Raw genomic sequence first — 13680 nt, forward strand, 5'->3', positions numbered from 1 at the left:
TCGTGTAATACACTTAATACAATATAGGGGATGAATGTGTTTGTCAACTGAAAATGTTAGAAAAATTTGGTATTAAAAAAGAGTAAATTGGAAAAAATAGGTCTGATATAGAATGGAGGGTTAGTCATGAAGCGAGTTTTTGGAATACTTGTTTGTTTCATGTTATTGCTTTCTGGAACTTCAGTGAGTTTCGCACAATCTGAGAAAACGAAGCAGGAGAAAACAGAAGAAACAACACCGAAGTTAGCGGAACAAGCGTCGTCAGCAATCGTAATTGAGCAAGATACAGGTAAAGTTTTATTTGATAAAAACCCAAATGAAAAATTACCACCTGCTAGTATGACAAAGATTATGACAATGCTTTTAATTATGGAACAAGTTGAAAAAGGAAAACTAAAACTGACCGATAAAGTTAGAGCGAGCGAACATGCAGCTTCAATGGGTGGATCGCAAATCTTTTTAGAACCTGGGGAAGAGATGACTCTAAATGAGATGTTAAAGGGTATTGCAATTGCATCTGGAAATGACGCATCTGTTGCAGTAGCCGAGCATATCGCAGGTTCAGAAGAAGGATTTGTAAATATGATGAACAAAAAGGCGAAAGATCTAGGGCTGAAAAATACACATTTTCAAAACCCGACAGGTCTTCCGGCTAAAGACCATTATTCCACAGCAAATGATATGGCTATAATGGCGAGAGAATTGATGAAGTATCCACTTATTCGTAAATACACAGGTAAGTACGAAGATTATTTACGTGAAGATACGGATAAAAAGTTTTGGCTCGTTAATACGAATAAGCTAGTACGTTTTTATCCTGGCGTAGATGGAGTAAAAACAGGTTTTACGACAGAAGCGAAATATTGTTTAACAGCATCGGCTCAAAAAAATGGCATGCGTGTCATTTCAGTTGTCATGGGAGCACCAACATCAAAAGAACGGAACAACCAAGTGACGAAGCTTCTTGACTATGCATTTGGACAATATACGACAAAGAAATTGTATACGCGCGGCGAAAAAATTAAGACAGTTCAAGTAGGGAAAGGGAAAAAAGAAAAAGTAGATTTAGTTGCATCAGATAATGTTTCTCTTCTTATGAAGAAGGGCGAGAATATGGACAAGGTAAAACAAGAAGTAATTGCTGAAAAGAAAGTAAAAGCACCGATTAAAAAAGGTGACGCGCTTGGTACACTTGTTATTAAAAAAGATAAAGATGTTTTATTAAAACAAACAATTGTAGCAAAAGAAGATGTTGCTGCAGCGAGCTGGTGGGAGTTATTTAAAAGAAGTTTTGGGATGTTTTCAACATCAAAATAGCGGCAAATATTTTGCCGCTTTTCTATTCGTATGTAAGTGAATAATGCTGAAAGGTTTCACTTTATGACGAAATAGTTCTTCTTTTGTCAGCAGGAAGGATTCTTATTTTGTATCACGAAAATCTTTATGTATGTGAAAAAGTAAAGTTTGAGCATAAGGAGGAAATCGTGTGAGTCTTTCCATGCAATTAGAAGTGAAACGTGACGTCCTATGTGTGAGACTAGAGGGTGAATTAGATCATCATACGGCTGAAGAGTTGCGAACGAAAGTAACAGATATGATTGAGACACATGGTGTTCATCATATTGTTTTGAGCCTAGAGAACTTATCGTTTATGGATAGTTCTGGTCTAGGTGTTATATTAGGCCGATATAAACACGTAAAGGGATTAGGTGGAGAAATGGTTGTTTGTGCAATTTCACCGCCTGTTAAGCGTTTATTTGAAATGTCGGGCTTATTCAAAATCGTTCGCTTAGAAGAAAGTGAAGCGCACGCGCTCGCGACGTTGGGGGTGGCATAGATGAGAAATGAAATGAACCTTCAATTTTCAGCATTAAGTCAAAATGAATCGTTCGCTCGCGTTACAGTGGCGGCTTTCATTGCACAACTAGATCCAACGATGGAAGAATTAACGGAGATTAAAACAGTTGTGTCAGAAGCGGTTACAAATGCAATTATTCATGGATACGAAGGAAATGCAGAAGGTATTGTTTATATTTCTGTAATTTTGGAAGAAGCAATGGTGAAACTCACGATTCGAGATGAAGGGATTGGAATCTTTAACTTAGATGAAGCGAGACAACCCCTTTTTACAACTAAACCTGAATTAGAGCGTTCCGGAATGGGATTTACTATCATGGAAAATTTTATGGATGAAGTAGAAGTTATTTCAAACGAATCTTTCGGGACAACAATCCATTTGACAAAATACTTATCAAATAGTAACGCTCTATGCAATTAAGGAGAATAGCCTATGGACATAGAGGTCAAAAATGAGAAGAAGAAACCTCAGTTAAAGGACCACGAGCTAAAAGCGTTAATTCAAAAAAGTCAAGATGGAGATCAACAGGCAAGAGATACAATCGTTCAAAGTAATATGCGTCTTGTTTGGTCGGTTGTACAGCGGTTTCTTAATCGAGGATACGAACCAGACGATCTATTTCAAATTGGATGTATTGGGCTCTTAAAATCGGTAGATAAATTTGATTTATCTTTCGACGTGAAATTTTCAACATATGCAGTTCCCATGATTATTGGAGAGATACAACGTTTTTTACGTGATGATGGATCAGTGAAAGTTAGTAGGTCTTTAAAAGAAACAGGGAACAAAATTCGAAAGATGAGAGATGAGCTTTCGAAAGAGTTCGGAAGGGCTCCAACGATTAATGAAGTGGCAGAGGCACTAGAACTAACGCCAGAGGAAGTTGTTCTAGCGCAAGAAGCGAGCCGTGCTCCTTCATCTATACATGAAACTGTATATGAAAACGACGGCGATCCAATCACTATTTTAGATCAAATTGCAGATCAATCTGAAACGAAATGGTTCGATAAAATTGCTTTAAAAGAAGCGATTAGAGAACTAGATGAACGAGAGCGCTTAATTGTATACTTGCGTTACTATAAAGATCAAACACAGTCAGAAGTAGCAGAGCGCATAGGCATTTCACAAGTACAAGTTTCAAGACTTGAAAAGAAAATATTAAAACAGATGAAAGATCGAATAGACGAATAATTGTCTATTCGATTTTTTTATGCCGTTAATAGGAGAGAGATGTTAATTTTCGAAAAAATTAACAGAATTTATTGATAATTTAGTCAATTTAAAATATAATCCAAGTATGAACTTGTCATAAAGGGGGAAGGAAACATGGAAACGAGGCAACAATGGGGAACGAGAGCTGGATTTATTTTCGCAGCGGTCGGATCTGCCGTTGGATTAGGAAACATATGGCGTTTTCCTTATACAGCGTATGAAAATGGAGGAGGAGCATTCTTTTTACCGTACTTATTTGCATTATTAACGACTGGTATTTCATTGTTAGCGTTTGAGTTTGCCCTTGGTCATCGTCATCGTGGTTCAGCACCACTTACATTTTTCCGTATTAGCCCGCGTGCCGAATTTATTGGATGGTGGCAAATGTGCGTAACATTTATCGTTTCAACATATTATGCAGTGATTATTGCTTGGTCTATATCGTATACATACTTTGCAATTACTGGAGCATGGGGAAAAGACACGCAATCATTTTTATTTAAAGAGTACTTACATGTTGCAGATAAGCCAGGACAATTTGGAGGACTTGTACCGGAAGTATTAATTCCGTTAGCTCTCGTTTGGATTATTGTGCTTGGCGTTGCATTTAAAGGAGTTAAAAAAGGAATCGAAGTGGTTAACCGTATATTTATTCCTTTATTAGTTGTTATGTTCCTTATTATCGTCGTTCGTGCAGTGACGATGGAAGGTGCTATGCAAGGACTAGATGCATTCTTTAAACCAGATTGGAGTCGTATTTTTGATGGGAAAGTATGGCTTGCTGCTTATGGTCAAATATTCTTTAGTTTATCTTTAGCATTTGGAATTATGATTACTTATTCTAGTTATTTACCGAAAAACTCGGATACAACAAATAATGCCTTTATTACTGGATTTGCAAACTCAGGATTTGAATTATTAGCAGGTATTGGGGTCTTTGCAGCTCTTGGGTTTATGGCAAATAATATGGGAGTACCGGTTGATAAAGTAGCAAGTGCTGGCGTTGGGCTTGCGTTCGTAGTGTTTCCGCAAATTATTAATGAATTACCGATGTCACCGTTGTTTGGTGTATTATTTTTCTTATCGTTAACGGTTGCTGGAATCACATCACTTATTTCACTCGCGGAAGTATGCTTTGCTGCTGTGTCTGAAAAATTCAGTTTAAGTCGGGAAAAAACCATTGGAATTATGGGAACCCTTCTCGTGTTAGTTTCTCTTGCTTTTGCAACACGTGGTGGGCTTATGTTCTTAGATGTTGTCGACTATTTCGCTAATAATTTCGGATTAATTACAATTGCACTTGCGGAAGTAGTGACGATAGGGCTCATTTTACGTCGTTTACCAGTTTATCAAAATCATGCAAACTTTGTATCTGACATTAAATTAGGAACGTTTTGGAGAGTGAGTTTACTCGTTATTACTCCGCTTATGTTAGGGTATATGCTAATTGATGGTACAATCCAAAATATTAAAAAGAACTACGGAGATTATCCGACTGAGTTTGTTGTAACGTATGGTTGGTCGATAGCAGTAGCCTTCCTTATTGTTGCGCTAATTATTAGTCTAAAGAAATGGGATGCACAAATACATTCGGATTCTGCAAAGCTTGAAAAAGAATGGAAAGATCGAGGTGTTTCATAATGAGTGGATCAGCGATTATGATGATGGTTATTGGAATCGTAGTCATTTGGGGAGGGCTTGCATTAAGTATTGCAAACTTATTTAAGAAAAAGGCATAAGTAAAAACATCTGTACCGAAATGGTGCAGATGTTTTTTTATGAAAAAATTGTATTAGAAAAAAATTCAATAACCATACTACAACTACGAGGAAGAGTGAAGGGGTGAATGAAAGTTGGAACAAACGATTTATATTAAAATGCGCAATCGTTTAAAAGTTTCTCCTACTTATGAAGTAAAGCTGGGTGATGTTGCTCAACTTGCCGGAGATTCTTCCGTAGTTGAGTTGTTACAAAATGAGATAGTTTACAAAATAACAGTGCATGATAAGACTCATGTTGTAATTGATGTTATGAAAGTAATTGAGATTATTCAACAGAAAGCATCTCATGTACAAATTAATTTACTCGGTTCTGGACAAACTCTTGTTGAAATTATATACGAAAAAAAGAAGGCACAACCAATTTTTTTCGGACTTGTATGGTTGTTACTTTTCATTGGAGCGGCCCTTGCGATCATTTATTTCCATGAAGATGTAAGTATGCAACAAGTACATCAACGGTTATATTACATGATTACTGGAGAATTTAATGCGCAACCACTTTTATTTCAAATTCCTTATTCTTTAGGCCTTGGCTTAGGAATGGTTTTATTCTTTAATCATGTATTTCAAAAACGAATTAATGAAGAGCCAAGTCCGCTAGAAGTTGAGATGTTTCAATACCAACAGTCACTTGATCAATATGTAATGGTTAATGAAAACAAGGATAATATGAAACAACTTACCGATGATTGAGTCTGGATTTGTTATTTTAATTGGTTTAGCTGGAGGGATTGCGGTAGGTAGCGGATATGTCGCATTTTTAGCTGTACTTGGTATAATCCCCCGTTTAGCTCAATTAACGAGAAGTGGAAAGCATATTCAATATTTTGAGTGGGCGGTCATTGCAGGTACGTTAACAGGGGCTTGGTGCAGTTTGAAAAATATTACATTTCAAACGTCGCAATATTGGCTCGTTATATTAGGGATATTTTGTGGCACGTTCATCGGAATGCTTGCTGCGGCATTAACAGAGGTGTTAAATGTTCTACCTATTTTAGCGAAACGAGTAGGGGTAGAGGGGAAGATTATTGTTTTACTCGTTGCTCTTGTACTTGGGAAAGTAATAGGGTCGTTGTTTCACTGGATTTATTTCGTAAGGTAGGGGGCAGTATATAAATGACAAGTCAGAAATTGAAGGATGATTACATAAATAAAGTGAAGAAGTATCATCCAAAGCCAAACTATTTACTAAATTGTATCAAAGCATTTCTTGTAGGTGGACTCATTTGCACAGTTGGAGAAGTATTGATGAAATTGTATATACATTATTTTCACTTCAGTGAACAAGAGGCAGGAAACCCAACTGTTGCAACTCTTGTTTTAGTATCAGCGATTTTAACAGGATGTGGTGTATATGATAAAATCGGTCAATTTGCTGGAGCAGGATCAGCGGTACCGGTAACAGGATTTGCAAATTCTATGGCGAGCGCTGCCTTAGAACATAAGAGCGAAGGGGTTGTTCTAGGGATTGCTACAAATATGTTTAAATTGGCAGGAAGTGTGATTGTATTTGGAGTTGTTGGTGCATATATCATTGGGTTAATAAGGTATACCTTTAAAATTTTTATGTCTTAAAGGAGGGGCTAGTATGAGGTTGACCGGAAAACAAACGTGGGTATTTCAAAATGATATATATGTAAATGCAACGGGCACTGCTGTCGGTCCGAAAGAAGCTGAGGGCCCTCTTGGAAAAAAATTTGATATTTCATATGATGACTTACATTGTGGAGAGGAAAATTGGGAGCTCGCCGAACGAAGGTTAATGTCGGACTCAATTCAACAAGCAGTGCAAAAAGGGAATATAAAAACATCGCAAATTGATTTCTTTTTAGCGGGAGATTTATTAAATCAAACAGTGACAGCGAATTATGTTGCGCGTAAGTGGGGTATTCCTTTTTTAGGAATGTTTAGCGCTTGTGCGACGTCTATGGAGACTTTAGCAGTTGGCTCAGCTTTTATAGACGGTGGATTTGCAAATCGTGTCTTAGCTACAGTAAGTAGTCATAATGCAACGGCTGAAAGACAATTTCGCTATCCAACAGAGTACGGTGGACAAAAGCCAGGGACAGCAAATTCAACTGTGACTGGTGCAGGATCTATATTAATTAGTAATGAAAAAAGTGCAATTAAAATTACGGCGGCTACAATCGGAAAAGTGCAAGATTTAGGAATCACAAATCCTTTGGACATGGGGGCAGCGATGGCTCCAGCAGCAGCTCATACAATTCAACAGCATTTTGAAGATTTGAGAAGAAGTGCTGATGACTATGATTTGATTGTTACGGGTGATTTATCAGCTGTTGGGACGCCGATTGCGAAACAACTTTTACTTGAGGAAGGTTATGATCTTGGGCATATATACAATGATTGTGGATTGATGATTTATGAATCAAGTCAAGAAGAAGTGTTTGCAGGTGGTAGTGGTTGCGCTTGTTCAGCGGTTGTCACATATGGTCATTTATTACACGAGATGCAAAAAGGGAATTTACAACGAATTTTTGTCGTTGCGACTGGTGCATTATTAAGCCCGATGATGATGCAACAGAAAGAGACGATTCCAACAATTGCACATGGTGTTGTATTTGAGAGAGTTAAAGGAGAGTGAATTGTGGACTTTATATACGCATTTCTTGTAGGTGGAGCTATTTGTGTAATTGGGCAACTATTGTTAGATTTCGCAAAGTTAACACCAGCTCATTTAATGGCAACTTTTGTAGTCATCGGAGCAATATTAGATGGATTTGGCTTGTACGATAAACTAATAAAGTTTGCAGGTGCTGGAGCCACAGTCCCTATTACAAGTTTTGGACATTCACTATTGCACGGAGCAATGCATGCAGCAGAAAAACATGGATATTTAGGAATTGGTATTGGCATGTTTAGTTTAACGTCTGCGGGCATTTCCGCAGCGATATTGTTTTCATTTTTTATAGCACTTATATGTAAACCGAAAGGATAAATCAAATGAGACGAAGGGTTGTTTTGGTCACAGATGGAGATGAATATGCAAAGCGGACAATTGAGCTTTTAACGAAGGAATTTGGGGGTAGGTGTATTTCAGCATCACAAAGTAATCCAACCAAATTGACAGGGAAAAAAGTTGTTGAGCTTATTATGCAAACGCCATATGACCCTGTATTTGTCATGTTTGATGACAGTGGATTTATTGGAGAAGGATCTGGTGAAAAGGCTTTAAAATATGTGGCTACCCATAAACAAATTGATGTGCTTGGCATTTTAGCAGTAGCGTCTAATACGCATCATTGGGAATGGGCACGCGTAGATGTAAATGTAGATCGGAACGGGAACTTAACCGAATATGGTGTGGATAAATTTGGACTTCCAGATGGTGAAATTGGCAGAATTAGCGGAGATACAATTTATTGTTTAGACGATTTGAATGTTCCTGTCATCGTTGGAATTGGTGATATTGGTAAGATGTGTGGAAATGATGAATGGGAGAGAGGATCACCAATTACAAAAAAAGCAATTCAATTAATTTTGGAAAGGAGTGGATTTTATGACGAAGCCTAAAAAAGTGGATATCCCAATTTCATCTTTCATAAGTGATAATGAAAATTACTTAAAGCAAACAGCTGGACTGGGTGTTACATACGATGTTGGCATTCGTAAATTTCAAATTTTAAATAAAGAAATTGGTGTGTTGTTTGTAAATGGACTCTGTGATACGAATTATATTATCCCTATTTTAGAAGAAGCGGTGGATACAAATGAAATAAGGGATGTAGAAGAAGATACAGTGAAGCTTCTAGAGAATCGTTTAATTCATCAACAAGTAAGTAAAGTGAAAACGATGGATGAGGTAATGCTCCAAGTATTATCAGGACTCATCGTTATATTTGTGGAAGGTGAAAGGGAAGCGTTCGCAATAGATGTTCGTAGTTATCCAGGGCGGACTCCGACAGAACCAGATACAGAAAAGGTTGTACGTGGTGCAAGGGATGGGTTTGTTGAAAATATCGTTGTAAATACAGCGTTAATTCGTAGAAGAATACGTGACCCACGTCTTCGAAATGAAATGATTAGAGTAGGAGATAGATCGCAAACGGATATTTGTATTACGTATGTACAAGATGTTGCAAATCCGGATTTAGTTAAGATTATAAAACAAGAATTAAATAACATCGATGTCGATGGAATTACGATGGCTGATAAAACAGTGGAAGAATTTGTTGTAAAGCAAAGCTATAACCCATTCCCACTTATTCGATATACAGAAAGACCAGATGTAGCAGCAAATCATTTATTAGAAGGACATGTGTTAGTACTAGTAGATACATCACCGAGTGCTATGATTACTCCAACAACATATTTCCACCACTTACAGCATGCAGAAGAGTTTAGACAAAATCCGGCTGTCGGGACATTTTTACGCTGGGTACGCTTTTTAGGTGTCTTATTCTCCTTATTTTTACTACCGTTTTGGTTAGTGTTTGTATTTGACCCAACTCTTTTACCAGAAAATCTTGCTTTCATCGGACCGACTAAGATGACGCATTTACCAATTTTATTACAGGTAATAATGGCAGAGGTCGGACTTGAATTTTTAAGGATGGCAGCCATTCATACTCCAACGCCGTTATCGTCTGCAGCAGGATTAATTTCCGCCATATTAATTGGTCAAATAGCAATCGATGTAGGTTTGTTTGTACCAGAAGTTATTTTGTATGTTGCGGTTTCTATGATCGGTGCATATGCAACACCGAGTTATGAATTAGGACTCGGAAATAAGGTTGGAAAATTGTTTGTTATTATTTTGACAGGTCTCTTCCAGGAGATGGGATTTGTAATTGGTATGACGATATTAATTTTATTTTTAACGTCTATAAAAAGTTTACAAACACCTTATTTATGGCCGTTTTTACCATTTGATTGGGGCGCGTTAACAAAAATTTTACTCCGTCCAACGATGTCTAGTTTAAAAGTACGACCAAGTATTGTAAGACCTCAAAATGTAAAAAGACAAAAATAAACGGGATTATACACCCGTTTATTTTTTTTAGCAAAAATTTATTATTTTTTAACAAAAATCAAACATTTTTTGTGTACACTTAGAGTAGATATTGTGTATGGAAGGGGAAGAGGACATGATTAAATTATTTGTAAGTGATTTAGATGACACGCTCGTTTACGATGTGAATCATATGCAAAAAGAAGATGAACGTGCGCTGTGTTGGTTAGCTGAGAAAGGGACAAATATTTGTTTTGCCTCTGGCCGTTTTACACACAGAATTGATGAAGTTGTAAAAAGGTTTTCATTCCCATATTACACAACTGGCTTAAATGGAGCGACAATGTTACTTCCGGATGGGAATTTATTTCATGAATCGAGTTTTGAAAATACGGTTGCCCAGGAAATATATCGATATATACATAAAAAAGGACTAGCGGATATTGTTTGTGGAAATGAGCAGCGATATACAAAAAGGAAGAATGAACATCACCATAATTTTGAAGCGTATATGGGCGTGCATATTGCTGAAATTGAAGCGTTAGAAGAAGAGTTTGGTAAGACTGTACACCCTGCAAAATTGTTTGTTTTTGGAGAAGAAGAGAAAATTGTAACGTTAGATCAAGAGCTACGAGATACGTTTCAAGGCGAAGCGGAAGTTTTTATATCAGGTAAACGCTATGTTGATATTATGCCAAGAGGGGTGAGTAAGGGGAGTGCTCTAAAGCGACTAATGGACCATTTGCAAATTGAAGCAAATGAAGTTGCTTGTATTGGAGATTCTTTCAATGATATTTCTATGTTTGAAGTAACCCCGCATTCATTTACTCTTCATCATGCCCATCCATATGTAAAGGAGAAAGCAAATCATATAGTGCGTTCGGTTGAAGAGGCTGTTATGAAATTACCGTTACTTGTATAAAAAAGAAGCCCGTCACTGACGGGCTTCTTTTTACTTGAATAAAGATTTAACAAAATCAATGATACTTGAGAAGAAATCTTTCACTTTATCTAGAAAACTTTGTCCTTCTTCAGAACCTAAGAAGGCAGAAACGTGTTCTTTTGCTTTGTTTAATTGACTACCAACTTGATTCCAATCAATATTAAGATTTTTCATTTTATCAAATAACGATACTAAGTTATCTAACTGTTCATCTGTCAATGTAATGCCGAGTTGATCAGCAATTTTTTTAATTAATGAACGTAAATCTTCTGTTGTTTTTGGCTGTTCTTTTGCAATTTCTTCTTTAATTTTTGCAACAAGTTGAACTGCTTTTTCTTCACCAATTTTATCACCAAGCTGGGCTGTTTGTACCATTTCTTCATTCGCTACTTTTTTAACTTCTTCAGGAATTTGTTTATTGGACGCAGTTTCGTATGCTTTCATTAATCCAGTTAAAGCTGCAGTTCCTGAAACTTTAAAAGGTGCAGTAATTTGAATTTCTGCATCTTTTACACCTGCTGTAATCAAAGCGTTAGTGTACATTGCATCTGTTACCCAGTTAATGTTCTTTGATCGTACAATAAGACCAGATCCTGGTTTTGTGTATGTAATCATAGAAGAAGAAATTGCTCTCGTACCAATTTGTGCTTTTGGAACAATGCCTTCTAGAAATTTATGTTCTTCCGCATTAGATACAGTAATAATTGTAGCATCTTTCGGTGCTTTCATTTCTTTTAACAGATCTTGTTTTTGTTGTTCAGATAAGTTCTCTCCTAATGTAACAATTGATTCTCCCTCGATGATGTCTGCAAACGAAGCTGTTGGCATCATAAATACCGTTACAGCTAATAGCAGAGCTAGTAATTTCGTTTTCACGAAAAATCGCTCCCTTTCTCTTTCTAAAATTTTCGGGCAACAAAGTTATTATAGTATATATTTCTTATTTGTCACCTGACTTTTTCCACATTTCAAAAAAGAAGTATCTAGATTGTCGGATTCTTTTTGTTTCTAGTCATGAATGTGGTAATATAGTGCTGAGATAGTTGAAAGGAGACATATACGTATGAAAACTTTAGGATACATATTAATGGAAAACGGTGAAAAAATCGACTTGGAATTTTTCCCAGAAGAAGCACCAAAAACAGTAGAAAACTTTAAAAAATTAGCAGAGCAAGGATTTTATGACGGTGTTACATTCCACCGTGTTATTCCTGGCTTCGTAAGCCAAGGTGGAGACCCAACAGGTACAGGTGCAGGTGGCCCAGGTTACTCTATTCCATGTGAAACTGATGGAAACCCTCATAGACACCTTGTAGGATCACTTTCTATGGCTCACGCTGGCCGTAACACAGGCGGTAGCCAATTCTTTATCGTTCATGAGCCACAGCCACATTTAGATGGTGTTCATACTGTATTCGGTAAAGCAACAAGCGGTATTGAAACAGTATTAAAAATGCGTCAAGGCGATGTAATGAAAGAAGTTAAAGTTTGGGAAGAATAAGGTAAGGAAAAAGAGAGTTTTTGCTCTCTTTTTTATTTTTAATGAAATCGAGTACTTCTTCTACAGCTCATCATACAAGTAGTGTTGTTGCTAAAATATATTGCTTGTGAGAACAAACCTTTAACAAATTACATAGAATACATTACATTATATGTTTCAACAAATATTTTTTGTTATATTAATTTTGCTAGAATTGTGCTGCTTTAGAGTAACTATGAATGAAGTGATGTTGAATGATGTGTTTCTTTCCATTCCATATAAAATTTTCTTTTTTTAACTCTATTTATTAAAGGAATAGTGCTGAAACATAGATTTGACTTTCTTCTTTTCGCTTTGTATGATTATCAAGTTGTTTTAGACTCTTCTCACTCTGTTGAAAATATTGTAAAATGAATGTGATATGAAAAGAGTGATTGAGGGGATTACTAGTTTGTAACTTTTGTAAGAAGGGATAAGGGTTATGTTAATTCGTTTTAAAAAAAGTTATGAAAAAATTGCAATGGGGCTTCTTTCGTTTATGCCAACTGAAAAAGATGTGAAAACATTACAATTGACAATGAAAGAATATGAAGCAAAAGATGATTGGCAATTGTATTTGTGGAAAGAAAATGAAGATTTTGTTGGAATAATGGGGATTGTAAAAAAAGAGAATCATGTATTAGAAATTCAGCATTTGAGTGTGAACCCGTCTCACCGTCATGTGGGGATTGGGACGAAGATGGTTCAAGAGTTAAAGAGTAAATTTCTTGAGTTTACAATTTGCGGAAATGAGCAAACGGCAAGTTTTTGCGAAAAATGTAAAGGGCTAGAACAAAATATACATTCGTGAAAGCAGAGATAAGTAGTTTATTATCTCTGCTTTCTTTTTTGTAATTGTTCGTATCGTTCAGTAATGACCTCTGTGCGATCACGCAAAGTGTGCTTGTTTATAATATATTCAACTGGGATAGCATTCAAGTCTTTCCAAGAGAGGTTTTGTTTTTGACATAACTCTATGCACTGCTTCTCTAACAATGGATCTGATAAGGGTAAAAATAAAGGTACAAAACGTTCTTTTTTATGGATAGATTGCAATCTTTCATTGAGCAAGGAAAGAAGTTGTACTTGATTAATTCCTAAACGTTGTAAAGGCACACCGCTTTTTTCTAAAATTGTGATTGCGCTTTTCATCATTTTTGTGGAACCATTCCAGTTAGCACGTCTTTGGTGGTATAAAGAAACTGCAATTTGAATGAGACCAACTAAGTAATGATCTCGATTACCTCTTGGTTTTGTCTTCCAGTACTCTTCTAGTATTTCGTGACATTCAAAATAGTCATAATCTCCATGGAAATGAATTAAAAATTGTATGTATTCGGTAGGATACATGTTTTTTCGCCCCTATCTAACGGTTATACATATAAGTGTATCATA

General features: G+C 36.4%; 18 protein-coding genes. 16 read left to right on the top strand and 2 right to left on the bottom strand.

Features of this window, described 5'->3' with window-relative positions; translation table 11 throughout:
- The first annotated feature begins 126 nt into the window (after positions 1 to 126).
- The 14 genes from dacF (at position 127) to AC0OM3_RS03340 (ending at position 10745) form a co-directional block, all read left to right on the top strand.
- Positions 127 to 1317, top strand: coding sequence for a serine-type D-Ala-D-Ala carboxypeptidase DacF (gene dacF, locus AC0OM3_RS03275; RefSeq protein ID WP_000831991.1), 1191 nt, complete (start codon positions 127 to 129; stop codon positions 1315 to 1317).
- Between the two features lie 169 nt (positions 1318 to 1486).
- Positions 1487 to 1837, top strand: coding sequence for an anti-sigma F factor antagonist (gene spoIIAA / locus AC0OM3_RS03280; protein ID WP_000059135.1), 351 nt, complete (start codon positions 1487 to 1489; stop codon positions 1835 to 1837).
- Positions 1838 to 2278, top strand: coding sequence for an anti-sigma F factor (spoIIAB, locus tag AC0OM3_RS03285; RefSeq protein WP_001243398.1), 441 nt, complete (start codon positions 1838 to 1840; stop codon positions 2276 to 2278). It begins immediately after the preceding gene.
- 12 nt (positions 2279 to 2290) lie between these two features.
- Positions 2291 to 3049: an RNA polymerase sporulation sigma factor SigF gene (gene sigF / locus AC0OM3_RS03290; protein WP_000350729.1), complete on the top strand. Its 759-nt coding sequence runs from the start codon at positions 2291 to 2293 to the stop codon at positions 3047 to 3049.
- Positions 3050 to 3184: 135 nt separating this feature from the next.
- Positions 3185 to 4711: a sodium-dependent transporter gene (locus tag AC0OM3_RS03295; protein WP_000450085.1), complete on the top strand. Its 1527-nt coding sequence runs from the start codon at positions 3185 to 3187 to the stop codon at positions 4709 to 4711.
- Positions 4711 to 4809: a methionine/alanine import family NSS transporter small subunit gene (locus AC0OM3_RS03300; RefSeq protein WP_000016826.1), complete on the top strand. Its 99-nt coding sequence runs from the start codon at positions 4711 to 4713 to the stop codon at positions 4807 to 4809. Before AC0OM3_RS03295 ends, AC0OM3_RS03300 begins: the two co-directional genes overlap by 1 nt.
- 114 nt (positions 4810 to 4923) lie before the next feature.
- On the top strand, positions 4924 to 5544 hold the full coding sequence (locus tag AC0OM3_RS03305) for a stage V sporulation protein AA (protein WP_474211076.1): 621 nt from the start codon (positions 4924 to 4926) through the stop codon (positions 5542 to 5544).
- Complete coding sequence (gene spoVAB, locus AC0OM3_RS03310) at positions 5537 to 5953, top strand: stage V sporulation protein SpoVAB (RefSeq protein ID WP_000572937.1); 417 nt, start codon at positions 5537 to 5539, stop codon at positions 5951 to 5953. The genes AC0OM3_RS03305 and spoVAB overlap by 8 nt, the downstream gene beginning before the upstream one ends.
- Positions 5954 to 5967: 14 nt before the next feature.
- Entirely contained in the window at positions 5968 to 6426 is a 459-nt protein-coding gene (gene spoVAC / locus AC0OM3_RS03315; RefSeq protein ID WP_000203814.1) for a stage V sporulation protein AC, read from the top strand.
- Positions 6427 to 6439: 13 nt separating this feature from the next.
- On the top strand, positions 6440 to 7456 hold the full coding sequence (spoVAD, locus tag AC0OM3_RS03320; RefSeq protein WP_001241159.1) for a stage V sporulation protein AD: 1017 nt from the start codon (positions 6440 to 6442) through the stop codon (positions 7454 to 7456).
- A 3-nt stretch (positions 7457 to 7459) separates the two neighbouring features.
- Positions 7460 to 7810 (top strand): stage V sporulation protein AE, encoded by a 351-nt coding sequence (gene spoVAE / locus AC0OM3_RS03325; RefSeq protein ID WP_000345907.1) that lies wholly within the window; start codon positions 7460 to 7462, stop codon positions 7808 to 7810.
- A gap of 5 nt (positions 7811 to 7815) precedes the next feature.
- Positions 7816 to 8385, top strand: a complete 570-nt coding sequence (gene spoVAEA / locus AC0OM3_RS03330) for a stage V sporulation protein SpoVABEA (RefSeq protein WP_001254412.1) — start codon at positions 7816 to 7818, stop codon at positions 8383 to 8385.
- Complete coding sequence (spoVAF, locus tag AC0OM3_RS03335) at positions 8372 to 9844, top strand: spore germination protein SpoVAF (RefSeq protein WP_474211077.1); 1473 nt, start codon at positions 8372 to 8374, stop codon at positions 9842 to 9844. The genes spoVAEA and spoVAF overlap by 14 nt, the downstream gene beginning before the upstream one ends.
- A 97-nt stretch (positions 9845 to 9941) precedes the next feature.
- Positions 9942 to 10745 carry a Cof-type HAD-IIB family hydrolase gene (locus AC0OM3_RS03340; protein ID WP_002181155.1) on the top strand — a complete coding sequence of 268 codons (804 nt, stop codon included), beginning with the start codon at positions 9942 to 9944 and terminating at the stop codon, positions 10743 to 10745.
- Between the two features lie 30 nt (positions 10746 to 10775).
- Here the strand turns inward: AC0OM3_RS03340 and AC0OM3_RS03345 are convergent, their stop codons facing one another.
- Positions 10776 to 11642, bottom strand: a complete 867-nt coding sequence (locus AC0OM3_RS03345; protein ID WP_000850515.1) for a DUF1002 domain-containing protein — start codon at positions 11640 to 11642, stop codon at positions 10776 to 10778.
- Positions 11643 to 11829: 187 nt separating this feature from the next.
- Here AC0OM3_RS03345 and AC0OM3_RS03350 point away from each other — a divergent pair, with 187 nt between their 5' ends.
- Positions 11830 to 12267: a peptidylprolyl isomerase gene (locus AC0OM3_RS03350; protein ID WP_000853782.1), complete on the top strand. Its 438-nt coding sequence runs from the start codon at positions 11830 to 11832 to the stop codon at positions 12265 to 12267.
- Between the two features lie 460 nt (positions 12268 to 12727).
- The gene (gene ribT, locus AC0OM3_RS03355) at positions 12728 to 13096 is read left to right on the top strand and encodes a GNAT family N-acetyltransferase RibT (protein ID WP_000908399.1); all 369 of its coding nucleotides are present in this window, start codon (positions 12728 to 12730) and stop codon (positions 13094 to 13096) included.
- A 20-nt stretch (positions 13097 to 13116) separates the two neighbouring features.
- Here ribT and AC0OM3_RS03360 read toward each other — a convergent pair whose 3' ends face one another.
- Complete coding sequence (locus tag AC0OM3_RS03360) at positions 13117 to 13635, bottom strand: DUF309 domain-containing protein (RefSeq protein ID WP_000283593.1); 519 nt, start codon at positions 13633 to 13635, stop codon at positions 13117 to 13119.
- Between the last annotated feature and the right edge of the window lie 45 nt (positions 13636 to 13680).

The organism is Bacillus sp. FAU20 (assembly GCF_056033865.1).

What these genes read in the sequence shown, in the direction of transcription:
- spoVAD (WP_001241159.1), top strand. Translation starts at nt 6,440, where the DNA reads ATGAGGTTGACCGGAAAACAAACGTGGGTATTTCAAAATGATATATAT.
- AC0OM3_RS03295 (WP_000450085.1), top strand. Translation starts at nt 3,185, where the DNA reads ATGGAAACGAGGCAACAATGGGGAACGAGAGCTGGATTTATTTTCGCA.
- spoVAF (WP_474211077.1), top strand. Translation starts at nt 8,372, where the DNA reads ATGACGAAGCCTAAAAAAGTGGATATCCCAATTTCATCTTTCATAAGT.
- sigF (WP_000350729.1), top strand. Translation starts at nt 2,291, where the DNA reads ATGGACATAGAGGTCAAAAATGAGAAGAAGAAACCTCAGTTAAAGGAC.
- AC0OM3_RS03360 (WP_000283593.1), bottom strand. Translation starts at nt 13,635, where the DNA reads ATGTATCCTACCGAATACATACAATTTTTAATTCATTTCCATGGAGAT.
- spoVAC (WP_000203814.1), top strand. Translation starts at nt 5,968, where the DNA reads ATGACAAGTCAGAAATTGAAGGATGATTACATAAATAAAGTGAAGAAG.
- ribT (WP_000908399.1), top strand. Translation starts at nt 12,728, where the DNA reads ATGTTAATTCGTTTTAAAAAAAGTTATGAAAAAATTGCAATGGGGCTT.
- spoVAEA (WP_001254412.1), top strand. Translation starts at nt 7,816, where the DNA reads ATGAGACGAAGGGTTGTTTTGGTCACAGATGGAGATGAATATGCAAAG.
- AC0OM3_RS03350 (WP_000853782.1), top strand. Translation starts at nt 11,830, where the DNA reads ATGAAAACTTTAGGATACATATTAATGGAAAACGGTGAAAAAATCGAC.
- spoVAB (WP_000572937.1), top strand. Translation starts at nt 5,537, where the DNA reads ATGATTGAGTCTGGATTTGTTATTTTAATTGGTTTAGCTGGAGGGATT.
- AC0OM3_RS03300 (WP_000016826.1), top strand. Translation starts at nt 4,711, where the DNA reads ATGAGTGGATCAGCGATTATGATGATGGTTATTGGAATCGTAGTCATT.
- spoIIAB (WP_001243398.1), top strand. Translation starts at nt 1,838, where the DNA reads ATGAGAAATGAAATGAACCTTCAATTTTCAGCATTAAGTCAAAATGAA.
- AC0OM3_RS03340 (WP_002181155.1), top strand. Translation starts at nt 9,942, where the DNA reads ATGGAAGGGGAAGAGGACATGATTAAATTATTTGTAAGTGATTTAGAT.
- dacF (WP_000831991.1), top strand. Translation starts at nt 127, where the DNA reads ATGAAGCGAGTTTTTGGAATACTTGTTTGTTTCATGTTATTGCTTTCT.